Here is a 21,986-nt window from a genome sequence, read left to right as displayed (position 1 = left end):
TCCCCGACCGGTCCCGGACGCGAGGCCGCGCCTCGCGTCCGGGACCGGTCGGGGACGGGCTCGCAGGACCGGATGCCGCCGGGCCTCCCGGCCCACCGCCCGCGTCGTGGCGGGCGATGTACTTCACGCGGATGCCGAGCACGGCCAGGATCGCCTGCCGCAGGTCTTCGCTGGGGCCCTTGCCGGCGGCGAGCTGCTTGAACTTGGCGACGTCGCTCTGGCTCGAGAACGCGAGCGTGAGCACGTCGCCGTCGAGCGCCGCGGTGCGCGCGCCCGAGGCGAGCATCCACGACGAGCGGCTGACGTCCTCCAGACGGCCGAGCACCTGAGGCCAGGCCTGCTGCAACCGCTCGAGCGTGACCGGTCCGGTGGGAACCGGAGGAGCCTCGACGGCGGCGGCCGGCGCGGCAGTCTCGGGTGACGGCGCGGATACGCCTGCCGCGGCAGGCCCAGAAGCCGCAGCCGCGCGATCGCCGGACGCAGGCATGGCCGCCGGTGCGCTCGGCGCCGCTGTGGGGACCGGCGCCGGCGAGGCGGCAGCGGCGGGCACGGCAGCAGCGGCCGGCACCGGCACCGGCACAGCGGCGCCGCCCGCGCCCCGCGCGAGCACGCGTGCGACCATGAGCTCGAGCTGGAGCCGGGGCGAGGTGGCACCGGTCATGTCGTCGAGGGTGGCGATGACGAGATCCGCGATGTGCGACAGTCGCGACGGTCCGAAGGCGTCGGCCTGCCCCTGCATGCGGGCGAGGTCCTCGGCGGAGATGCCGCGCAGTACCGCTGCGGCGCCCTGACCGGTTGCCGACACGACGATCAGGTCGCGCAGGCGCTCGAGCAGATCGTCGACGAAGCGACGCGGGTCCTGCCCCGTCTGCACGACGCGGTCGACCGCCGCGAACGCGGCGGCGGCGTCGGAGGCGGCGAAGGCGTCGACCACCTCGTCGAGCAGCTCGGCGTGGGTGTAGCCGAGGAGAGCGACCGCGCGGGCGTAGGTGACTCTGGCGTCCTCGGACCCGGCGATGAGCTGATCGAGCAGCGACAGCGTGTCTCGTGGCGAGCCGCCTCCCGCCCGCACGACCAGCGGGAGCACGCCCTTCTCGACCTCGACGCCCTCCTGCCCGCAGAGCTGCTCGACGTACTCGAGCATCGCGGCCGGCGGCACGAGGCGGAACGGGTAGTGGTGCGTGCGCGAGCGGATGGTGCCGATGACCTTCTCGGGCTCGGTCGTCGCGAAGATGAACTTGACGTGGTCGGGCGGCTCTTCGACGAGCTTGAGCAGGGCGTTGAAGCCCTGCGGCGTCACCATGTGCGCCTCGTCGAGGATGAAGATCTTGAAGCGATCGCGAGCGGGCGCGAACACGGCGCGCTCGCGCAGGTCGCGCGCATCGTCGACGCCGTTGTGGCTCGCGGCGTCGATCTCGACGACGTCGAGCGAGCCGCCACCGCCGCGCCCGAGCTCGATGCAGCTGTCGCAGGTGCCGCAGGGCGTGTCGGTCGGCCCCTGCGCGCAGTTGAGGCAGCGCGCCAGGATGCGAGCCGACGTCGTCTTGCCGCAGCCGCGCGGACCGGAGAACAGGTAGGCGTGCCCGACGCGATCGCTGCGCAGCGCCGTCATCAGAGGTTCGGTGACCTGCGACTGCCCGATCATCTCGCCGAACGACTCAGGCCGATAGCGGCGGTAGAGGGCGGTGGTCACTCCCCCAGCCTACGGCGTGACGCCGACATCGCGCCGGGTCGCCGGGCGCCCTCGGTCACGCGTCGGCACCGTGTTCGACATCCGCCGCGCCCACGATGATCGGGATCGTCGAGGTGACGGTGGGCACCGAGGCCGACAGCAGCGAGCCGTCCTCGCGGCGCGCGTCGCCGAGCTCGCGCAGCGACGGGCGGCCGGGGATGACCGGACCCTGCCCGTCCAGGCGCGCCACGACCTCCTCGCCGGGGCCGACGACGTAGCCGACGCCCCGCACGCTGAAGCCGACGGGGTCGCCGTCGGTGGCGCGCACCCGCAGCTGGTCGCGGGTGACGGTGACCACCAGGCGCGTGCCGTGCCAGTGGAGGACGAACTCGAGCGAGGGCCACGCGGCGGGCAGGCGCGGGTCGAACGACAGCTCGCCGAAGTGGTCGCGCATGCCGCCGAAGCCCGAGACGAGTGCCGTCCAGACGCCGCCGGCGGAGGCCACGTGCACGCCGTCCGCGGCGTTGTGGTGCAGGTCGCCAAGGTCGACGAAGATCGATTCCCTGAAGTATTCGAGCGCCAGGTCCTGGTAGCCGACCTCCGCCGCGAGGATCGCCTGCACGACCGCCGACAGCGTCGAGTCGCCGGTGGTCAGCGGGTCGTAGTACTCGAAGTCGGCCAGCTTGTCCTCATCCGAGAAGTGGTTGCCCTGCAGGAACAGCGCGAGCACGACATCGGCCTGCTTGAGCACCTGGTAGCGGTAGATCACCAGCGGGTGGAAGTGCAGCAGCAGCGGCCGCTTGTCGGGCGGCGTGTTCTCGAGGTCCCAGATCTCGCGCTCCAGGAACACGTGATCCTGCGGATGGATGCCGAGACCCGGGCTGAACGGGATGTGCATGGCCTCCGCGGCCCGCTCCCAGGCCTCGGGCTCACCGGGCTCCAGCGCGAGACGGTCGACCATCTGGCGATAGACCTCGCCGTCGACCTCGGCCATCTCGCGCACCGTGCGCGCGGCGAAGCGCAGGTTGAAGCGGGCCATCACGTTCGTGAAGAGGTTGTCGTTGACGACGGTGGTGTACTCGTCCGGCCCGGTGACGCCGTGGATGTGGAACGTGTCGCCCTCGCCGTCGACCACCCCGTCGTTCGAGCGCCAGAAGCCGAGGGTCGCCCACAGTCGTGCGGTCTCCACGGCGATGTCGACGCCTTCGCGGTAGAGGAACTCGTCATCGCCGGTCGCGCGCACGTACTTCGCCATCGCATAGCTGACGTCGGCGTTGATGTGGTACTGCGCCGTGCCGGCGGCGTAGTAGGCGGATGCCTCTTCGCCGTTGATCGTGCGCCACGGGAAGAGCGCTCCGGCTTCGTTGAGCTGGAACGCGCGTCGGCGCGCAGCCGGCAGCATGAGGTACCGCATGCGCAGTGCGTTGCGCGCCCAGAGCGGCGTCGTGTAGGCGAGGAACGGGAGCACGTAGATCTCGGTGTCCCAGAAGTAGTGCCCGGAGTATCCCGAGCCCGTCACGCCCTTCGCCGGCACACCCTGGCCGTCAGCGCGGGCCGTCGCCTGTGCGAGCTGGAACAGGCACCAGCGCGTGGCCTGCTGCAGGTCGGGGTGGCCGCCGATGCGCACGTCCGAGCGCTCCCAGAAGCCGTCGAGCCAGGTGCGCTGCTCGTCCCGGATCGCGTCCACGCCCACCGCGAGCGCGCGATCGAGCGTGCGACGGCAGCGATCGACGAGCTCGCGCGCGGGCACGCCGCGCGAGGTGTGGTAGCTCACGAGCTTCGTGATGCGCACCGGCACACCCGCCTTCGCCTGCACGCGGAACACGTTCTTGGCGATGTCGGGCTCGATGAGGGTACGGGAGCTGTACTCGTTCTCGGTCTCGACCAGGTGGTCGGCGACGACGGCGACCGTCATCCCCGAGTCGGTGGCGCGATACGAGAGCGCCGAGCGCAGCTTGTCCTGCCAGTACTCCTGCGGCTGCAGCACGCGCTCATTCAGCTTCTCGGTCTTGCGGGGGTCGAATCCCGCCTTGCGCGGCGCGGTGGGAGTTCCGCCGTAGACGTCCTCGCCGTCCTGCCGGTTGATGATCTGGCAGGTGATGGTGACGGGAGCATCGGCGTTGAGCACCGTGACCTCGACGCTGATCAGCGCGAGGTGCTTCTCCTCGAACGACACCAGCCGCTCCATGTCGATCTTCACGTCCTTGCCGGACGGCGTGGTCCACCGCACGTGCCGGCGGAGGACGCCGTCGCGCATGTCGAGCACCCGCTCGTACTCACGGACGTCGGCCACGTCCAACGACAGCGGCTCGTCGTCGACGTAGACGCGCATGACCTTCGCGTCAGGCGCGTTGACGATCGCCTGCCCCACCTCGGCGAACCCGTACGCCTGCTCGGCGTGGCGGATCGGGAACGTCTCGTGGAACCCGTTGATGAACGTGCCCTGCTCGTGCGCGAACCGCCCCTCGGGGTGGTTGCCGCGCAGACCCAGATAGCCGTTGCCGACGGCGAAGAGCGTCTCGGTGACGCCGGCGTCGTCGAGGTCGTACGACGACTCGACCAGACGCCATTCGTCGACGGGGAAGCGGTCGCGGTCGATCATCGTACGAATTCCTCCAGGTCCTGAACCACGATGTGGGCGCCCGCGTCGATGAGGTCCTGCACTCCGACGCCGCGATCCACGCCGACGACGAGTCCGAAGCCGCCCGCGGCCGCCGAGCGCACACCGCTGATGGCGTCCTCCACTGCGGCGCAGCGCGCAGGATCGGCCTCGAGCATCCGTGCCGCCTCGACGAAGACATCCGGCGCCGGCTTCGAGGCCAGGTGGTCGCGTTCGGCGATGACCCCGTCCATCACGACGGCGAAGCGGTCGCGGATGCCGGCTGCCGCCAGGACTTCCTCTGCGTTCTTGGAACTCGACACCACCGCCGCGGGCGTGCCGGCGGCCTCGAGGAGGTCGAGCACGCGCAGCGACCCGGGGTACGCCGCGATGCCCTCGGAACGCAGCACGCGTTCGAAGACGGCGTTCTTGCGGTTGCCGATGCCGCACACCGTGTCGGCCGACGGCGGGTCGGACGGATCGCCCCAGGGCACCTCCACGTCGCGGGAGCGGAGCAGGCTCGCCACCCCGTCGTAGCGCTTCTTGCCGTCGAGGTGGTCGAAGTAGTCGCGCTCGGTGTACGGCGGCGTGATGTCCCACGCGGCGAAGAGCTCCTCGAACATGGTCTGCCACGCATGCATGTGCACCTCGGCCGTCGGCGTCAGGACGCCATCCAGATCGAAGAGCACTGCGTCGAACGCGGTCAGATCGGGCAGGGCGTCGTGGGCCACAGAACCTCCGGGAGCGGGTGCGGGGTGGACTCGGCACTCCACGGTGCCTGTTTCAGCGAGCGTGCCGTCCAGCAAGCGTAATGCGGTCCGGCGTCTGCTCGACACCCCGGGAAGGTTATGGGCGCGCGACGCTCAGGGTCTGGCGGGCGATCTCGAGCTCCTCGTCGGTCGGCACCACGAGCACCGTGACGGCCGAGGCATCCGTCGAGATGATCCGGATGCCGCGCTCGGCGCTCTCGTTGCGCTCGTGATCGATCTCGACGCCCGCGAATCGGAGCGTCTCGAGCGCCCCCGCACGGACGGCCGGCGCGTTCTCGCCGACGCCCGCGGTGAACGAGATGACGTCGGCGCCGCCGAGCTGGGCGAGGTAGGCGCCGGCGTACGCGCGCAGCCGGTGGACGTACACCTCGAAGGCGAGCGCGGCTCGCGGCTCGCCCCGCTGGATGGCCGCGCGGATGTCACGGAGGTCGTTCGAGCCCGCGAGCCCCAGCAGTCCGCTGCGCTTGTTCAGGAGGTCGTCGAGGTCATCGACGCTCATGCCGGCGCGACGCTCGAGCTGGAAGAGCACCGCCGGATCGATGTCGCCCGACCGCGTGCCCATGACGAGCCCCTCGAGCGGCGTGAAGCCCATCGACGTGTCGATCGAACGACCCCCGTCGATCGCCGTGACCGACGCGCCGTTGCCGAGATGGAAGACGATCTGCTTCAGTTCGCCGAGCGGCCGGCCGAGAAAAGCCGCGGCCGCCTCGCTGACGAACTTGTGCGACGTGCCGTGGAATCCGTACCGCCGGATGCGGTGGGATGCCGCGACCTCGGCGTCGATCGCGTAGGTGTAGGCCGCCGGAGCCAGGGTCTGGTGGAAGGCGGTGTCGAAGACGGCGACGTGCGGCGCATCGGGGAACGCGGCGCGGGCGGCGACGATCCCGGCGAGGTTCGCGGGATTGTGCAGCGGGGCGAGCACGGAGAGCTCGTCGATGTTGATCTCGACGAGCGGAGTGATGAGGGTCGGCTCGAAGAACCGGGCTCCGCCGTGCACGACCCGGTGGCCCACCGCGACCGGCGGCGTCTCGGCCAGCGACGGACCGTGGGCCGCGAACGCCTCGAGCATGACCGCGAAGCCCGCGGTGTGGTCGCGGATCGGCAGCTCGCGGGTGCGCGTCGCATCGAGCACGGCAGGCGCCGGACCGTCGGCCGCGGCGAGCGCCGCCGCGTGCACGGTGTGGCGGGCGACGCCGACCGGCTCGCCGATGCGTTCCACCAGACCCGAGGCGAGGGTGCGTTCGGTGTCCATGTCGAGCAGCTGGTACTTGAAGGACGATGAACCGCTGTTGATCACGAGCACCGGGGTCATGCGGCTCACCCCCCGATTCCGGTCGTCGAGCGAGCGAGGAACGAGCGAGACGAAACGTGCTCGAGACGCTGCTGCGTTTCGTCTCGCTTCGCTCGCTCGACGACCGAGAGTGGCATCACGCCTCCTGCGCCTGGATCGCGGTGATCGCGATGGTGTTGATGATGTCGTCCACGAGCGCGCCGCGCGACAGGTCGTTGATCGGCTTGTTGAGGCCCTGCAGCACCGGCCCGATGGCCACGGCGCCGGCGGAGCGCTGGACGGCCTTGTACGTGTTGTTGCCGGTGTTGAGGTCGGGGAAGACGAAGACCGTCGCCCGCCCGGCGACCTCCGACCCGGGCATCTTCGCCGCGGCCACCGCGGCGTCGGCCGCCGCGTCGTACTGGATGGGCCCTTCCACGAGGAGCTCTGGTGCCCGCGAGCGGACGAGGGCCGTGGCATCCCTCACCTTCTCGACATCGGCACCCGATCCCGACTCACCTGTCGAGTACGAGAGCATCGCCACTCGGGGATCGATGCCGAACTGCGCGGCCGTCGCGGCCGACGAGATGGCGATGTCGGCCAGCTGCTCGCTCGTGGGATCGGGGATGACGGCGCAGTCGCCGTACACGAGCACACGGTCGGCGAGCGCCATCAGGAACACGCTCGACACGACCGAGACGCCCGGACGGGTCTTGATGATCTCGAATGCGGGGCGGATGGTGTGCGCGGTGGTGTGGGCCGCGCCCGACACCATGCCGTCGGCGAGGCCGAGGTGCACCATCATCGTGCCGAAGTAGGAGACGTCGGTGACCGTGTCGGCCGCCTGCGCGACGGTGACGCCCTTGTGGGCGCGCAGCCGCGCATACTCCTCGGCGAACCTGTGCACGTGCACCGCGTCGAGGGGCGACAGCACCTCCGCCCCCTGGATGTCGATGCCGAGCTCGATCGCACGGGCCCGCACCTCGAACGGCTCTCCCAGGATGACCAGGTCGGCGATGCCGCGCTTGAGCACCGTCGCGGCGGCCCGCAGCACGCGGTCGTCGTCGCCCTCGGGCAGCACGATGCGCTTGCGCCGGCTCCGGGCGCGCTCGATGAGCTGGAACTCGAACATGAGCGGTGTCACGACGGTCGCCCGGGCCAGACCGAAGGAGACGAGCAGCTCGTCGGTGTCGACGCTCTGCTCGAAGAGCGCCAGAGCGGTGTCGTAGCGGCGCTGCGAGTCGGCGGCGAGGCGCCCGCGGGTGCCCATGATGCGGGCCGCGGTCTCATACGTTCCCAGGTCGGTGGTGATGATGGGCAGCGTCGATCCGAGCCCGTCGATCAGACGGGTCACCGGCTCGGGCAGCTCGAAACCGCCGTTGAGCACGACGCCTGAGATCGAGGGGAAGGTGCCCGACGCGTGGGCCAGCAGCGTCGCCAGCAGCACCTCGGAGCGGTCGGCGGGGATGACGACCACGGCGCCCTCGAGAAGCCGGGGCAGCACGTTCACCATCGACATGCCGGCGACGACCACGGCCAGCGCCTCACGGGTGAGCAGGTCGGGGTCGCCGGCGAGCAGCTCGCCGTCGACCGAGCGCATGATCCCGCGGATCGACGGTGCGACCAGGTGACGATCCTCGGGGATCGCCCAGACCGGAACCGGCGAGGACGGCACGGTGGGCTCACCGAGGTGCGCCTGGACGGACCGGCGGATCGCGGCGATGGTCTCGTCGGCGCTGCCCGCTTCGGCGCGGTTGGCGACCACGGCGAACAGCTTGGCCCGGCCGTGGCGCAGCTCTGCGAGCGCGAGATCGGCGATCTGGCCCATTTCCGCGGCGGTGCGGGCGAGCGATGAGCCGAGCTGTTCGGGCTGCGTCTGGTTCTGCGCCGAACGGCCGCCCAGCACCAGGAGCACCGGCGCCCCGAGGTTCGCCGCGATGCGCGCGTTGTACGCGAGTTCGGCCGGGCTGCCGACGTCCGTGTAGTCGCTGCCGACGATGACGACGGCGTCGCACTGGGCCTCGACGGCCTTGTAGCGCTCGACGATCGTCGCGAGCGCGGCATCCGGATCCGTCCGCACGTCGTCGTACGTGACCCCGATGCAGTCGTCGTACGGCAGGTCGACGCCGTCGTGGTCGAGCAGCATCTCGAGCACGTAGTCCCGCTCGACGGTCGACCGCGCGATGGCCCGGAAGACGCCGACGCGCGCCGTCGCGTGGCTCAGCGCATCCAGCACGCCGAGCGCGACGGTCGACTTCCCGGAGTGGCCTTCGGCCGACGTGATGTAGATGCTCTGGGCCACGACCCCAGCCTACGGGCGGAGTCGGATGCCGCGGCAGCCCTCGAGCCGGACCACGGCGCACGCCGGATTACGCTCGAGGCATGGATGAACCGCGGCCCGGAATCGACGTCCCCGATCACCGCGGCCGCACCGGTCTCGATCGGACCGGACGCGACCTGCAGCGCAACGCGGACGTCCGCGTGACGGATGTCGAGGTGCTGGCCTCCGCGTGGCACGTGCTGCGGCGGACGACTCTGGAGTACCGCGACCCGTCCGGCCGCTGGGAGACGCAGCAGCGCGAGACCTACGACCGCGGCAACGGTGCCACGGTGCTCCTGTACGACCCCGACCGGGGCACGGTGCTCCTGACGCGCCAGTTCCGCTACCCCGTCTACGTCAACGACCACCCGGACGGCATGCTCATCGAGACGGCGGCGGGGCTCCTCGACGACGACGATCCCGCGACCGCGATCCGCCGGGAGGCGGCCGAGGAGACGGGCGTCGAGGTGGGCGAGCTCGAGCACGTGTGGGACGTGTACATGAGCCCGGGCTCGGTCACCGAGCGTCTGCACTTCTTCGCCGCCCGCTACGACGGCTCGGCGCGCACCGGCGACCGCGGCGGTCTCGAGGAGGAGGGCGAGCACATCGAGCTGCTCGAGCTGGGGATCGGCGAGGCGCTGGCGATGGTGCGCGATGGCCGGATCCAGGATGCGAAGACCATCATGCTGCTGCAGTGGGCGGTGCTCGACGGCCCCTTCGCCGCCGGCCCCTGAGCCGATCCGGTCGCTGAGTCTGTCGAAGCGCCGGGAAAATTAAGACTCTCCGCGAACCCGGCAGAGCCTGGTTACCCTTGCTACGTTTCCGTCCTGGGGGAGTTGGCCTGGATGCCGCCTCGCGGAGAGCTTCCGACAGTCTAACCGCTCCGCGCGGGAGTGATGTCACACACCACTTCTCGGAGGAGCCGGGACGGTCGCTCTGGGAGCGCACGCCGGGCTGCGGCATCCAGCGTTCTCCCAGTGCCGCTGCACGCGCCCCGCGGATAGGATCGAGCCGTGGGCGAGGACGCCCGCAGACACCCGCCCACCCGCCCGCTCACGGGCGGAACAGGAGGCCTTGATGGTCGACACCGCGACGGATGCCCGGAGGGGACCGGAGGCGCCCGCCGGCGCCCTCACGGCCGAGGGATTCGCCCGCATCACGGACGCGATCCTGCATGCGGTCGGCACGGTCATCGACGGGAAGCCCGACGCGGTGCGCAGCGCCCTGGTGTGCCTGCTCGCGGAGGGGCATCTGCTCATCGAGGACGTGCCCGGCGTCGGCAAGACCATGCTCGCGCGCGCCCTGGCGACCTCCGTGGACGCGACGGTCCGCCGCATCCAGTTCACGCCGGATCTGCTGCCCGGAGACGTGACCGGGGTGAGCGTCTTCAATCCGGTCGATCGCGAGTTCGAGTTCAAGCCCGGCGCCATCTTCGCCAACATCGTCATCGCGGACGAGATCAACCGCTCCTCCCCGAAGACCCAGTCGGCACTCCTCGAAGCCATGGAGGAGCGTCAGGTGACCGTCGACGGCCGGACGCACTACGTGCCCGAGCCGTTCCTCGTCGTCGCGACCCAGAACCCCCTCGAGATGGAGGGCACCTACGCACTTCCGGAAGCCCAGCGGGACCGCTTCATGATGCGCATCTCGATGGGCTATCCCGACGCGCGCTCCGAGGCGCTCATGCTGCGCCAGCGCGACGCCGCCAACCCGCTCGACGTTCTCGCGCCCGTGGTCTCGGCCGACGAGGTCTCGGGGCTCGTCGCGTGGGCACGGGCAGTGCACGTCGCACCGGCGATCGAGGACTATGCGGTCGCCCTCGCGCAGGCCACCCGCACCCACAGTGATCTGCGGCTGGGCGCGAGTCCGCGTGCCACCCTGCAGCTCGTGCGTGCGGCGAAGGTGTGGGCTGCGCTCGACGGCCGCGGCTTCGTCATCCCCGACGACGTCACCGCGCTCCTGGCCGCGGTCTTCGCGCATCGCCTCATCCCCACGCGCGCCGCGGGCGGCGCACGTGGGGGGAGCGCGGCCGATGCCATCGCGACGATCCTCGAGCGCATCGCCGCCAACGTGCGGGTGCCGATCGCTGCCCGTCAGTGAGCTGATCATGAGACGCGTGTGGCCGCTGACCGTCCGGGGAACCGGGGCGGTGGTCCTCGCGATCGCCGGCTTCATCGTCGCGAACGAGGCCGGACTTGTCGAGCTCATGTACTTCGGCATCCTGCTGCTGGCCGTCGTCGCGGCGAGCGTCGCCTCGCTGTACGTCGGCCGGCGCACGGACATCGTCACGCGCTCACTCGTTCCGGATGTGGCGTCCGTCGGCAGCGAGTCGCGGGTCTCGGTGCGCGTGGAGGTGCGCACCGCGCTGCCGACCGCACCGGGCACGTGGCGCGACGCCCTGCCGCAAGGGCTCCGCGGCAAGGCCGAGGGCCCCTTCCCGGCGCTCGGATCGGGACTGCGCGGCGGCGAGCGGGGCGGCGTGCGCAGCATCGAGCTCGCGTACACGCTCACCGGCGCGCGGCGCGGCGTCCACTCGATCGGCCCGCTCACGGTGCGCACGTCGGACCCCTTCGGCCTCGCCGGCCGCACTGTCGTGTTCGGCCAGCGGACGCCGGTCACCGTCGCACCCGCGGTCGTCGACCTGCCGCCGCTCATCGACTACGCGGGCGCCACCGGCGGGTTGCTGCACACCACGACCGACCAGCCCGGTCAAGGCGCCGACAACCTCGTCGCGCGCCCGTACGCCTCGGGCGACTCGATGCGCCGCATCCACTGGCGCGCGACCGCGCATCGCGACGAGCTCATGGTGCGGCAGGAGGAGCAGGAGTCGACTCCAGAGGCGACAGTCGTGCTGGATCGGGCGGCGCTGCGCTGGTCCGCCGACGCCCTGCGCGCGCCCGGCGCCGACCCCGGTTTCGAAGCCGGCGTCTCGGCGTGCGTCTCGGCGGTCGCCCGGCTCGTGCACGACGGCTATGCCGTCGAGGTGCTCGACTCCGAAGGCACGGTGCTCGCCGACCGCATCGACGGCGGCGACATGACCGCCGTGGACGCGATGCTGGTGCAGTTCGCCACCGTGACCGCGCACCGCGACGACGCACTCCCCCGCCTGCCGCGGCTGTTCGCCGGCGTGTCGACGGGGCCCGTCGTGGTGATCGTCGGCCGGCTCGACCCCGCCGACGCCGTGGCGGTCGGACCGGTCTCGCACCACAGCACGCTTCCGCTCCTGCTCGCGGCGGCGCCCATCGGCGAGGCGCTCGACATCGCGGCCGACCACGGCTGGCATGTCGCCTCCATCGGGCCCGATCGCGACCTCGGCGTCGCATGGGCCAATGCCATCGGTCGCGGGGTGCACCATGTCTTCGGCTGAGACTGCTGCCCGCATCGCCCGCGGCCGCGGCGGCGAGCGCCTGCTGACGATCTCGATCCTGGCGGCCCTGCTGGCGGCACTCCTGCCGGTGGTGCGCGTCATCGATCCCGGGTGGTGGCTCATCGGAGCCCTGCTGCTCGCCACGATGGTCCTCGCGGCGGGCTACAGCGCCCGCCGCTACCGGCTCCCCGCCGTCGCCGTCACGCTGATCGAGGCGGCGGTATGGGTCGTGTTCATGACCCTGGTCTTCCTGCGCGACACCGCCCTGCTCTGGGTGATCCCGACGCTCGACACGCTGCGCGCCGTTCCGCTCCTGGTCGGGTCGGCGATGGAGCAGATCGCGGTGGGTGCGGCGCCGCTCGAACCGACACTGTCGCTGGCGTTCGTCGTGGTCGGCGCGATGGGACTGCTGACGATCATCGTCGACCACGTGGCCGTGACGGCACGGATGCCGCTCCTCGCCTCCGTCGGAATCGTCGCGGTGTCACTCATCCCGGCGATCGCGGCACCGAGCGACGTCGACGTGGTCGGGTTCGTGTTCCTCGCGATGACGATCCTCTTCCTCATCCGGTCGGAGACCCGCTCGCGCGAGAAGCCGATGGAGCGCGAGGCGGAGCGCACCGCCGGCGTCCCGGCGACCGCTCTCGGAATCGGCGCGATCGCGATCGTCGTGGCCGTCGTGGCCACGCCGGTGCTGCCGCAGCCGGGGGCGCGGGCCGGCTCCGGCATCGGTCCGGGCCCGGGGATCGACGCGACGTTACAGCTCGGTGACGACCTGCGCCGCCCGCAGGACGCCGAAGTGCTCCGGCTCCGCACCAACGCGCCGTCCATCCCCTATCTGCGCGCGACGACGCTGTCGCGCTTCGAGGGCGGCGTGTGGGAGCCGGATCGGGCCCAGACCATCTCCCTCGCCGCGGAGAGCCCCTTCGGCGCGATCGACGCGGAGGACGGCATCCGTGTCGCGGACTACACCGCCAACGTCGAAGTGATCAACCTCGACTCGCCCTGGGCGCCGGTGCCCTACCCGGCGGTCGGCCTCAGCGGTCTCAATGCGGGACTGTGGGGCGCTGTTCCCTACAACCACACGGTCGCCTCGACGAGCGGCTCGACGCAAGGTCAGTCCTACGAGGTCGCGTACGCCCCGGCGCGTCCCTCGCTCGAGCAGGTGCGCGCCACCACCGCGGTGGGCTCGCAGGTGCGCGATGAGACGACCGAGCTGCCCACCGACATCCCTCCGCTGATCGGAGAGCTCGCGCTGCAGGTGACGGCGGATGCGACGACGGACTACGACCGGCTCACCGCCCTGCAGCGCTGGTTCCGCGGGGGGGACTTCAAGTACTCGCTGGACGCACCCGTCGAGGAGGGCTTCGACGGCAGCGGCGCCGAAGCCGTCGCCCGGTTCCTGGAGGTGCGCGAGGGCTACTGCGTGCACTTCGCATCGGCGTTCGCCCTGATGGCGCGGACGCTGCACATGCCGTCGCGCATCGTGGTCGGCTACCTGCCCGGAACGCCGACGACCGAGAGCATCGACGGACAGCCGGTCTTCACCGTGTACAGCTCGCAGCTGCACGCGTGGCCGGAGGTGTACTTCGACGGCATCGGCTGGATCGCGTTCGAGCCGACGTCGGGCCTTGGCGTGCCGACGACGTTCTCGTCCGACGCGGCACTGCCGGGTCAGCCGACGGATCCGGATGCCGCCACCCCGCAGTCCAGCGCCACGCCGACGGCTCCCGGGGACCGCGCCCGCATCGATCTCGAAGAAGAGCGCCAGAAAGCGGCGAGCGCGGCTTCGCAGACCGGCCTCGACCCTCTGCCGATCCTCGGGGTGGTCATGGCGCTGGTCGTGCTCCTCGCCCTCCCGTTCCTCCTCCGCGAGCTGCGCCGTCGTCAGCAGGACGCCGCTGCGCGCAGCGGCGACGCGGCGGCGGCGTGGCAGTCCGTGCAGGAGGCGGCGATCGATGTGGGCATCTCCGTGCCGGCCAGCGAGACGCCGCGCGCGTTCGCACGCCGGCTCGTCGAGCAGCACGGGGCACCGGCATCCGACATGAGCACCGCCGTGCTCGCGATCGAGCGCGCGAGCTACTCGCGTGCCGGCGCGCGCTCGCAGTGGATGGGGGATGCCGCGGCCGACGCCGCGAGTGCGGTGCGCTCCGCACTGCTGGCGTCGGTGCCGCCGTCGCGACGGATCCTCGCCCTGGTCGCGCCGCGATCGCTCATCATCCGCCCCGGCAGCGTCTACGCCGGAACGGCGCCGGTTCGGGCACGGTAGCCGAGCAGGGTAGGATGGTCGGCGGCCCTCCGGGGCCTCCTGGAGGATTCGCCTAGTGGCCTATGGCGCACGCTTGGAAAGCGTGTTGGGTGCAAGCCCTCGGGGGTTCGAATCCCCCATCCTCCGCCATTTCGATCCCCGTGTTCTCAAGGGCTGGCGTGTCGTTCGCCGTCGCAGAAGAGAGGGGCTCGCCGCGTGCGAGCTCCGATCCCTATCCCGATCCCGAAACCACCGTCGCCGAATCGCGACGAAGAGCCCGGCCGGATCTGACACATCCTCCGCGATCCGCGAGACTGAGCCCCATGCGATTGCTTCGCGCGGTATGGACCTATCCGGTCATCACGGTGACCGTGATCGTGCTGGGCAGCGTGCTCGCACTCGTGGCGGCCGGCGAGTCCGCCCTCGCCCGCTGGATCGCGGTTGCCTGGGTCGGCGCAGTGGTGGTCTGGACGCTCGTCGGCATGGTCCGCGACGTGCTGAACGGCCACGTCGGGCTGGACATCCTGGCGGTGGTCGCGATGGTGGCCACCCTGGCGGTCGACGAGTACATCGCATCGCTCATCATCGTCCTCATGCTCTCGGGAGGCGAGGCGCTGGAGGACTTCGCGCAGCGGCGAGCGAAGCGCGACCTCACGGCGCTGCTCGACCGCTCCCCCCGGATCGCACACATCGTCGAACGCGCCGGCGACGCCAGACCGCGGCCAGAGGAAGTGGTGGATGTCGAGGTCGACGACGTTGTCGTCGGCGACATCCTGCTCGTGCGGCCGGCGGAGATCGTCCCTGTGGACGGGGTTCTTCTCTCCGATGACGGCGCATTCGATGAATCCTCGCTGACCGGAGAGAGCCTTCCCGTCAGCAAGACGACGGGCGACGAGGTACTCTCCGGCGCCATCAACGGCACCCGGATCGTGCGCATTCGAGCGGCCCGTGGCAGCGCCGACAGCCAGTACCAGCAGATCGTCGCGCTCGTCCGTGAAGCGCAGGAGTCTCGCGCGCCGGTGGTCCGCCTCGCCGACCGGTTCGCGATCCCGTTCACCGCGGTCTCGCTCGTACTGGCCGCGACCGCGTGGGCACTCTCGGGCGATCCGACCCGGTTCGCCGAGGTGCTGGTGCTGGCGACGCCGTGCCCTCTCCTCATCGCAGCGCCCGTCGCATTCCTCGGCGGCCTGTCGCGCTCGGCCAAGGCCGGCGTGATCATGAAGGGCGGGGCGGTCATCGAGCAGCTGGCCACAGTGCGGTCGGCGGCTTTCGACAAGACCGGAACCCTTACTCGGGGTAAGCCCGCACTGGCAGCGGTGCGTCCCGCTGACGGCTTCCTCCCCGACGAACTGCTGCGATTGTCGGCATCCGCCGAGCAGTATTCGACTCACGTGCTCGCCGACGGAATCCGCCAAGCCGCAGCCGAGAGAGGGCTCGAGCTCGTCACGGCCGAGGATGCGAGCGAAGTCGCAACGAACGGTGTGACCGCGAGCATGAACGGACGGACCGTCGTCGTCGGCAAACCTGCCTACATCGCGTCGATCGCTCCGGACACGCAGCGAACCGACCTCGCCCCGGGTCAGGCCGCGGCGTATGTCGCGGTCGACGGGCGGTACGCGGGAGCAATCGTCCTGGCCGACGAACCCCGACCCGAATCGCGGGCGGTCATCTCGTGGCTGCGAAGCAATGGGGTGGAGCGGATCACCATTCTCACCGGGGACGCCCACACCACAGCCCAGTCGATCGGGCACGCGGTCGGCATCGACGAGATCCACGCGGAGCTGCTCCCCGGCGAGAAGGTGCAGCTCGCAGCCGAGCTGAGCCCGCGTCCGGTCATGATGGTGGGCGATGGAGTGAACGACGCGCCGGTGCTCGCCGCCGCCGACATCGGAATCGCCATGGGCGCGAAGGGTGCGACCGCAGCGGGGGATGCCGCGGACGTCGTCATCCTCGTCGACTCGATCGCGAAGGTCGTCGACGCCGTCTCGATCGCGCGGCACACGGTGCGCGTCGCACTCACGGCGATCTGGATCGGCATCGGGCTGAGCATCGGCCTGATGATCGTTGCGATGACCGGTGTCATTCCCGCCGTGGCGGGGGCGCTCATCCAAGAGCTCGTCGACCTGGCTACGATCCTCTACGCGTTGCGGGCGTTGCGCGGACCGATCAGCGAACTCCCGGCAGACGGCAGTCCGGTACGCGAGACCCTCGCCGATCTTCCGAGAGAGGTGTGACCGCCGCCGTCACCGTTGAGCAGAGGCACGCTCGAACGCGCTGACGATACCGAGTCCGGCCGCGCGAGGCACAGGACCTTCGACCCGACCACGTTCGGCGCGACCGCGGGAGAGTGAGGGGAACAAGGAGGCAGCATGTCCATCAACTCATCCGCGGCCACGACTGCGGGAGGAGCGCCGGCTCCCCCGGCCGCCACGACATCTGACCGGTCGTTCGTCGCGACATGGATGTTCTCGTGGCTGCTGGGCTTTCTCGGCGTCGATCGGTTCTATCTCGGCAAGGTGGGCACTGGAGTCCTGAAGCTCCTGACGCTCGGGGGCCTCGGCATCTGGTGGCTCATCGATCTCATCCTCACGCTGGCCGGCGTACAGCACGACAAGGAGGGGCGTCTGCTGCCAGACTTCGAACAGCACAAGATGATCGCGTGGATCATCACAGCGGCCGGGTTCGGCCTCTGGATTCTCACTGCCGCGATCTCTCGCGTGTTCATGTACGTGCCTGACCAAGTCTGGCCGATGATGCCCTGGTGGCGGGGCTAGCAGCCGAGACAGCCGCGCCCGCTTAGAATCTCGGGCGCCTCGTCTTCCGCGACAGTCAGCATCCGGTGGTGATGTCCCTCGTCGGTGGCGTGATCCTCATCGTCGCACTGCAGATCCCTTAGGCTGAACATCGTCGTCGGGCTCGCGATGGTGTTCTTCGGCTTGGGTGCGCAGCTGCTGGAGCTCCACCGTCAACGGCCCTGGCGGGTGTCCGATGCGGAACCGCCTCCTGCTGCAACCGTCGCACCGCAGGCTTAAGGAGCCACGCCGGCCGCGGCCATCATAGGTTGCGCTTTCGGCTAGGTCGCCGATGCACGGCAACATGACGTTCGTCCGCTGGCCGCGATGAAACCAGCCAGATCCTGATCCCATCCAGAGGAGGCCACAATGACCGAGAGTCGCCGCAGTACTCAGGTCGCGCAACAGGCGGGGCAGTGGGGGGTGTTCTTCCTGCTTGCCTTCATCGGTGCGGCGGTCTACTTCATCTCGCGTTCCGACGGTTCGTTCTGGGGCGTGGTGCTCGGCATACTGCAGGCGATGGTGTGGCCCGCGTACGCGACGTATCACGCGCTCGATGCGCTCGGCGCCTGAGCCGCATTGAAGGCCGTCCTGACGGCGGGCGTTGCTCGAGTACGGACGTAGTTCCCCGTCGCTCTGCACCCGTGCTAGAAGACGCCCATTGCGCGGCAAGGCCCGCCTCTGCCGCGGTCAGGTACTCGGCAGGGCGGGCCTCCGCCACGGTCAAGGTGCGGGTCAGGATCCATGCCCTGACAGCGATTCGGACGCTGCTGCGGCGACGACGACGTCAGGTGTTTGGTACGTGAACACCAGTCTCGCGGGGACCGTCCCCGCGAGCACCTCATCGATCGACGCATTCACCTCATCGAGGTTCCGCGTCTGCGTGACCACGCGCGTACGTCCGGCCGCGTGGAGGTCGAAGACCTCGATGAGGTCCTGTCGTGTTCCGACGATGGAACCGATGACGCTGATGCCCTTGAGCACCGTGTCGAAGATCGGGATCGTCAACGTCCCGTCTGCGGGCAGCGATACCAGCACGAGACGGCCACCACGGTTGAGCGCGTCGAACGCCTGGCGGAACACGGTCGGCGCCACAGCGAGGATCACGGCGGCGTCTGCTCCGCCGAGATCTCGGATCGCTTGGACCGGATCGGTGGTGCGCGCATTCACCACGTGGTCGGCGCCCAGCTCGGTCGCGAGCGCGAGCTTCTCTTCGGTGACGTCCACGGCGATGACGATGGCGCCGACGAGACGTGCGTACTGAACAGCGAGGTGTCCGAGACCGCCGATGCCGAAGACCGCGACGGTCTCCCCCGGCGTGATGCGGGCGTTCTTGATCGCCGCGTAGGTCGTGACCCCGGCGCAGGTCAGCGGACCAGCGTCGAGCGGCGTGACGCCGTCGGGCACGGGAACGGCGAAGCGCGCGTCGGCGAGCATGTACTCCGCATATCCGCCGTCGACCGCGTAGCCATTGTTGTACTGCTTCTCGCAGAGGTTTTCGCGCCCGTCGATGCAGTAGCGACAATCGCCGCACGCGTGACCGAGCCACGGCATCGCCACTCGTTGCCCAACGGTGCGGTTGCTCACACCGTCGCCGAGTTGCTCCACGACCCCGACGCCCTCATGCCCGGGAACGAACGGCAGAGCCGGCTTCACCGGCCAATCTCCATGCATCGCGTGGATGTCCGTGTGGCACAGCCCGCATGCTTCCAGCCGGACCAGTACCTGACCCGGGCCGGGCTGCGGGATGGGCAGCTCTTCCACGAGCAGCGGCTCTCCGAACTCTCGGACGACTGCAGCCTTCATGATTGTCCCTTCGACGTATCGGTACTCGTCAGTGTCTCGGGCGCGCTGGTCCGGGCGCGGGACGTAGGTCCCACGGATCACCCCCGCGGGTAACGGTCGCCACGCATTCCGACCCGCACCGTGGGACCTTCGACCCGCTCGATGCGTGGCCCACAGGATTGGCTCGAGCATGGGCCGCGATGCGGCCCCGGGTGATGGAGGTGGCGTGATGGACGGTACTGCCGACGCAGTCGTTTCGTCGTTGTCAGAGGACGAGTGCTGGAACCTGCTTGCGCGGTGCAACCTCGGCCGACTGGCGTTGACGGTGGGAGGGGAACCAGACATCTTCCCGGTCAATTACGTGGTCGACGGCCCACGGGTCCTGTTTCGCACCGCGCCCGGATCGAAGCTGGCTGAGCTCTCGGTGCACCCTCGCGTGGCGTTCGAAGCCGACGAGCATGACGAGACGTTCGGCGCGAGCGTCGTGCTGAAGGGAGTCGCGCACCGACTCGAGTTGCAGAGCGAGATCGATATTGCGGACGCCCTACCACTGATCTCGTGGATTCCGACGCTCAAGTACCGCTGGGTACGAATAGTCCCGACCTCGATCACCGGTCGGCGCTTCGAGCGTGGCCCGGAGCCTGACCGCTACTCGGCGTCGGCGTCGGACGCCTGGACCTGAGAGCGACGATCCGAAACCGCATCGAGCCGTGCCGAGGCACGGGCACTGGCGATCGCGCGGGTCTGGTCCTACGTTTGCCGTAACGGCAGTGGATGGAGGACCACAGTGGCCGACACCGGCTCGCTGTCATTTCCCGACGGACCCCGCGCTGACCTGGAAGACGCGATCAGTGCCTTGGTCGCGCAGAGCGCGAGGGTCATGCAGACGCAGGGCCGCCTGCGGGCGCTGCTGCGCGCCAATCAAGCCGTGGTGGAGCAGAGCGACCTGGCGCACGTGCTTCGCAGCATCGTGGAGGCTGCGGTCGAGCTCGTCGATGCACAGTTCGGCGCGATGGGCGTGATCAATCCCGAGCGGGACGCGCTGGAGCAGTTCATCTACGTCGGCCTTCCGGAACAGGAGGCCGCTGCGATCGGGCACCTGCCCGAGGGGCGCGGCCTTCTCGGTGCGCTCATCTCAGACCCGCATCCGATTCGCCTGAACGACATGGAGGGAGACACTCGGGCGGCCGGGTTCCCGCCCCATCATCCCCCGATGCACTCGTTCCTCGGTGTGCCAGTGCGCATCGGTGATGAAGTCTTCGGGAATCTCTACCTGACGAATCATCAGGACGGGGGATTCAGTGGCGAGGACGAACAACTGCTGGAGGCACTCGCAGCGACGGCGGGATTCGCGATCGGAAACGCGCGGCTCCTCGCGGAAGCGAAAGTCCGTGCGCGATGGATGACGGCGGCGGCCGAACTCTCGGCCGCCATTCTCTCGACCTCGACCACCACCGCTTTGGATCTCCTGGTTACAAGGGTGCGCGAGGTCTCCGAGGCCGGCCAGGTCACCATCCTCGTGCCGAGCCAGGACGAAGAGCGGTTCCGTGTGGCCGCGGCCAACGGCGAAGGTGAATCAGCCGTGCGTGCCACTGAGATGGATCCCAGCGCGGTATTCGCCGGCCGGGTGATCGACGACTCTCGACCGCACTCGCAGCCGCGACGGCCGATCGATGCCCACGACCCCCTCCTCATCATCCGGGACGGTATGAGTGGTCCGGTGATGGCGATTCCGTTGCACAACGGGCCGCTGTTCTGGGGCGTGCTGTGTATCGCTCGAGGCCCCGATGCGGGCCGGTTCACGCCCGCTGAGATCGAGGGGGCGATCGATCTCAGCTCACGTGCGAGCATCGCGCTCGAGCTCGCGCGTGCCGGAGAGGAAGCCCAGCGCGCACTCCTGGCCGATGATCGACGCCGGATCGCGCGCGACCTGCACGATCACGTCATCCAGCAGCTGTTCGGTGCGGGACTCGGGCTGCAAGCGCTCGCCGGCAGCATCGGTCCGGGGCCTGCGGCCGACGGCATCAGCCAGACGATCGACCAGCTCGACGACGCGATCGCGCAGATCAGAACCGTCATCTTCGCGCTCTCGCACCGTGACGACACGTCCGTGCGCCATCGCGTTCTCGACGTGGTCGGCGAGGTCTCGATCGGGGCTCGCCGGCCGCCGGCGATCCGCTTCAACGGTCCGGTCGATCTCTTGGTCCGCGACGAGCTCGCAACCGACGTCGTCGCCGCCGCCCGGGAGCTCCTCTCCAACGCCATCCGCCATGCTCAGGCGGACCACGTCTCGCTCGAACTCACCGCGTCCGACGACAGAGTCGCCCTCGTCGTCGAAGACGACGGAGGCGGTATTCCCGAGCGTGCCGCACTCAGCGGACTGGAGAACCTGCGCCACCGCGCTGAGCAGCGACGGGGCTCGTTCGTCGTCGAGTCCTCCCCCGCCGGTACGACGGTTCGCTGGATCGCCCCAACCAAGTCAAGATCCGGTGCCACCGAGAAGGAGAACGGATGATCGCAGTCTTCCTCGTCGACGACCACGAGATCGTCCGCCGCGGCATCGCGGGGATCATCGGTGCACAGACGGACATGGAGGTCGTCGGCGAGGCGGCCACCGCACGTCAGTCGCTGGGCAGGATCGAGGCGACCCAGCCAGACGTGGCTGTGCTCGATGTGCGGTTGCCCGACGGCAGCGGCATCGACGTGTGCCGGGACGTGCGCTCGCGGCTGCCGTCCGTCGCATGCTTGATCCTGACCGCCTACGACGATGACACGGCGGTCTCGGCTGCGGTGCTGGCGGGTGCGGCCGGCTACGTGCTGAAGAACATCGGCGGATCCGGCCTGGTGGACGCCATCCGAGCCGTCGCCGCCGGCCGAGTCCTTCTCGATGCGGACGCTGTGACACGTGCGAAGGCGGGCATGCGGGATCGCGCAGACGAGGATCCGCGTCTGGGCTCACTGGGGTTGCGGGAGCGGCAGACGCTCAAGCTGATCGCCGACGGTCTGACGAACCGGCAGATCGGCGAACGGCTCGGCATCGCCGAAAAGACGGTGAAGAACTACGTCTCCTCGATGCTGAGCAAGCTGGGTCTCGAGCGCCGGACGCAGGCAGCGATCTTCCAGCTCGAGCATCCGGACGCGAGATAGCGCCGCTTCGCGCCCT

16 protein-coding genes, 1 tRNA gene and 1 other RNA gene are annotated in these 21,986 nt (G+C 69.9%); 11 read left to right on the top strand and 7 right to left on the bottom strand.

The window, feature by feature from the left end; all coding sequences use genetic code 11:
* From ACI3KY_RS03775 to pta, 5 genes are all read right to left on the bottom strand, one after another.
* A partial coding sequence (locus tag ACI3KY_RS03775; protein ID WP_404928870.1) for a DNA polymerase III subunit gamma and tau occupies positions 1-1,693 on the bottom strand: 1,693 nt, incomplete at its 3' end.
* Positions 1,694-1,748: 55 nt separating this feature from the next.
* The gene (locus ACI3KY_RS03770) at positions 1,749-4,274 is read right to left on the bottom strand and encodes a glycoside hydrolase family 65 protein (protein WP_404928869.1); all 2,526 of its coding nucleotides are present in this window, start codon (positions 4,272-4,274) and stop codon (positions 1,749-1,751) included.
* Positions 4,271-5,002, bottom strand: coding sequence for an HAD family hydrolase (locus tag ACI3KY_RS03765; RefSeq protein WP_404928867.1), 732 nt, complete (start codon positions 5,000-5,002; stop codon positions 4,271-4,273). The genes ACI3KY_RS03770 and ACI3KY_RS03765 overlap by 4 nt, the downstream gene beginning before the upstream one ends.
* A 115-nt stretch (positions 5,003-5,117) precedes the next feature.
* The gene (locus tag ACI3KY_RS03760; RefSeq protein ID WP_404928872.1) at positions 5,118-6,353 is read right to left on the bottom strand and encodes an acetate kinase; all 1,236 of its coding nucleotides are present in this window, start codon (positions 6,351-6,353) and stop codon (positions 5,118-5,120) included.
* A gap of 115 nt (positions 6,354-6,468) precedes the next feature.
* Positions 6,469-8,613 carry a phosphate acetyltransferase gene (pta, locus tag ACI3KY_RS03755; protein ID WP_404928866.1) on the bottom strand — a complete coding sequence of 715 codons (2,145 nt, stop codon included), beginning with the start codon at positions 8,611-8,613 and terminating at the stop codon, positions 6,469-6,471.
* An 80-nt stretch (positions 8,614-8,693) separates the two neighbouring features.
* Here pta and ACI3KY_RS03750 point away from each other — a divergent pair, with 80 nt between their 5' ends.
* Entirely contained in the window at positions 8,694-9,365 is a 672-nt protein-coding gene (locus ACI3KY_RS03750) for an NUDIX domain-containing protein (RefSeq protein ID WP_404928865.1), read from the top strand.
* 37 nt (positions 9,366-9,402) lie between these two features.
* Here the strand turns inward: ACI3KY_RS03750 and ffs are convergent.
* Positions 9,403-9,499: signal recognition particle sRNA small type (ffs, locus tag ACI3KY_RS03745), an RNA gene on the bottom strand.
* A 209-nt stretch (positions 9,500-9,708) separates the two neighbouring features.
* Here ffs and ACI3KY_RS03740 point away from each other — a divergent pair.
* The 7 genes from ACI3KY_RS03740 (at position 9,709) to ACI3KY_RS03710 (ending at position 17,611) form a co-directional block, all read left to right on the top strand.
* Positions 9,709-10,731 carry an AAA family ATPase gene (locus ACI3KY_RS03740; protein ID WP_404928864.1) on the top strand — a complete coding sequence of 341 codons (1,023 nt, stop codon included), beginning with the start codon at positions 9,709-9,711 and terminating at the stop codon, positions 10,729-10,731.
* Positions 10,732-10,738: 7 nt separating this feature from the next.
* A complete protein-coding gene (locus ACI3KY_RS03735) occupies positions 10,739-11,998 on the top strand; it encodes a DUF58 domain-containing protein (RefSeq protein ID WP_404928863.1) in 1,260 nt (419 codons plus the stop codon).
* A complete protein-coding gene (locus ACI3KY_RS03730) occupies positions 11,985-14,267 on the top strand; it encodes a DUF3488 and DUF4129 domain-containing transglutaminase family protein (RefSeq protein WP_404928862.1) in 2,283 nt (760 codons plus the stop codon). Before ACI3KY_RS03735 ends, ACI3KY_RS03730 begins: the two co-directional genes overlap by 14 nt.
* 41 nt (positions 14,268-14,308) lie before the next feature.
* Positions 14,309-14,396: transfer RNA gene (locus tag ACI3KY_RS03725), tRNA-Ser, on the top strand.
* A 173-nt stretch (positions 14,397-14,569) separates the two neighbouring features.
* Positions 14,570-16,480 carry a heavy metal translocating P-type ATPase gene (locus ACI3KY_RS03720; protein ID WP_404928861.1) on the top strand — a complete coding sequence of 637 codons (1,911 nt, stop codon included), beginning with the start codon at positions 14,570-14,572 and terminating at the stop codon, positions 16,478-16,480.
* A 135-nt stretch (positions 16,481-16,615) separates the two neighbouring features.
* Positions 16,616-17,020 (top strand): NINE protein, encoded by a 405-nt coding sequence (locus ACI3KY_RS03715; protein WP_404928860.1) that lies wholly within the window; start codon positions 16,616-16,618, stop codon positions 17,018-17,020.
* 387 nt (positions 17,021-17,407) lie between these two features.
* On the top strand, positions 17,408-17,611 hold the full coding sequence (locus tag ACI3KY_RS03710) for a hypothetical protein (RefSeq protein WP_404928859.1): 204 nt from the start codon (positions 17,408-17,410) through the stop codon (positions 17,609-17,611).
* A gap of 162 nt (positions 17,612-17,773) precedes the next feature.
* Here ACI3KY_RS03710 and adhP read toward each other — a convergent pair whose 3' ends face one another.
* Entirely contained in the window at positions 17,774-18,844 is a 1,071-nt protein-coding gene (gene adhP / locus ACI3KY_RS03705) for an alcohol dehydrogenase AdhP (RefSeq protein WP_404928858.1), read from the bottom strand.
* Positions 18,845-19,052: 208 nt separating this feature from the next.
* Between adhP and ACI3KY_RS03700 the strand changes: the two genes are divergently transcribed.
* The 3 genes from ACI3KY_RS03700 to ACI3KY_RS03690 all read left to right on the top strand — a co-directional run bounded on the left by ACI3KY_RS03700 (position 19,053) and on the right by ACI3KY_RS03690 (position 21,970).
* Positions 19,053-19,505, top strand: a complete 453-nt coding sequence (locus ACI3KY_RS03700; protein WP_404928857.1) for a pyridoxamine 5'-phosphate oxidase family protein — start codon at positions 19,053-19,055, stop codon at positions 19,503-19,505.
* 105 nt (positions 19,506-19,610) lie between these two features.
* Positions 19,611-21,338: a GAF domain-containing protein gene (locus ACI3KY_RS03695; protein WP_404928856.1), complete on the top strand. Its 1,728-nt coding sequence runs from the start codon at positions 19,611-19,613 to the stop codon at positions 21,336-21,338.
* Positions 21,335-21,970, top strand: coding sequence for a response regulator (locus ACI3KY_RS03690; protein WP_404928855.1), 636 nt, complete (start codon positions 21,335-21,337; stop codon positions 21,968-21,970). The genes ACI3KY_RS03695 and ACI3KY_RS03690 overlap by 4 nt, the downstream gene beginning before the upstream one ends.
* Positions 21,971-21,986: the final 16 nt, after the last annotated feature.

The organism is Microbacterium sp. ZW T2_14 (assembly GCF_044987405.1).
GTDB lineage: Bacteria > Actinomycetota > Actinomycetes > Actinomycetales > Microbacteriaceae > Microbacterium.
The sequence above is the reverse complement of the archived record's forward strand: the minus strand, read 5'-3'. Positions and strand labels throughout refer to the sequence as shown.

Excerpts from the sequence above, each read along its gene's own strand:
- ACI3KY_RS03770 (WP_404928869.1), bottom strand. The coding sequence starts at position 4,274 with ATGATCGACCGCGACCGCTTCCCCGTCGACGAATGGCGTCTGGTCGAG.
- ACI3KY_RS03760 (WP_404928872.1), bottom strand. The coding sequence starts at position 6,353 with ATGACCCCGGTGCTCGTGATCAACAGCGGTTCATCGTCCTTCAAGTAC.
- adhP (WP_404928858.1), bottom strand. The coding sequence starts at position 18,844 with ATGAAGGCTGCAGTCGTCCGAGAGTTCGGAGAGCCGCTGCTCGTGGAA.
- ACI3KY_RS03690 (WP_404928855.1), top strand. The coding sequence starts at position 21,335 with ATGATCGCAGTCTTCCTCGTCGACGACCACGAGATCGTCCGCCGCGGC.
- ACI3KY_RS03750 (WP_404928865.1), top strand. The coding sequence starts at position 8,694 with ATGGATGAACCGCGGCCCGGAATCGACGTCCCCGATCACCGCGGCCGC.
- ACI3KY_RS03720 (WP_404928861.1), top strand. The coding sequence starts at position 14,570 with ATGCGATTGCTTCGCGCGGTATGGACCTATCCGGTCATCACGGTGACC.
- ACI3KY_RS03735 (WP_404928863.1), top strand. The coding sequence starts at position 10,739 with ATGAGACGCGTGTGGCCGCTGACCGTCCGGGGAACCGGGGCGGTGGTC.
- ACI3KY_RS03715 (WP_404928860.1), top strand. The coding sequence starts at position 16,616 with ATGTCCATCAACTCATCCGCGGCCACGACTGCGGGAGGAGCGCCGGCT.
- ACI3KY_RS03710 (WP_404928859.1), top strand. The coding sequence starts at position 17,408 with ATGACCGAGAGTCGCCGCAGTACTCAGGTCGCGCAACAGGCGGGGCAG.
- ACI3KY_RS03730 (WP_404928862.1), top strand. The coding sequence starts at position 11,985 with ATGTCTTCGGCTGAGACTGCTGCCCGCATCGCCCGCGGCCGCGGCGGC.
- ACI3KY_RS03740 (WP_404928864.1), top strand. The coding sequence starts at position 9,709 with ATGGTCGACACCGCGACGGATGCCCGGAGGGGACCGGAGGCGCCCGCC.
- ACI3KY_RS03700 (WP_404928857.1), top strand. The coding sequence starts at position 19,053 with ATGGACGGTACTGCCGACGCAGTCGTTTCGTCGTTGTCAGAGGACGAG.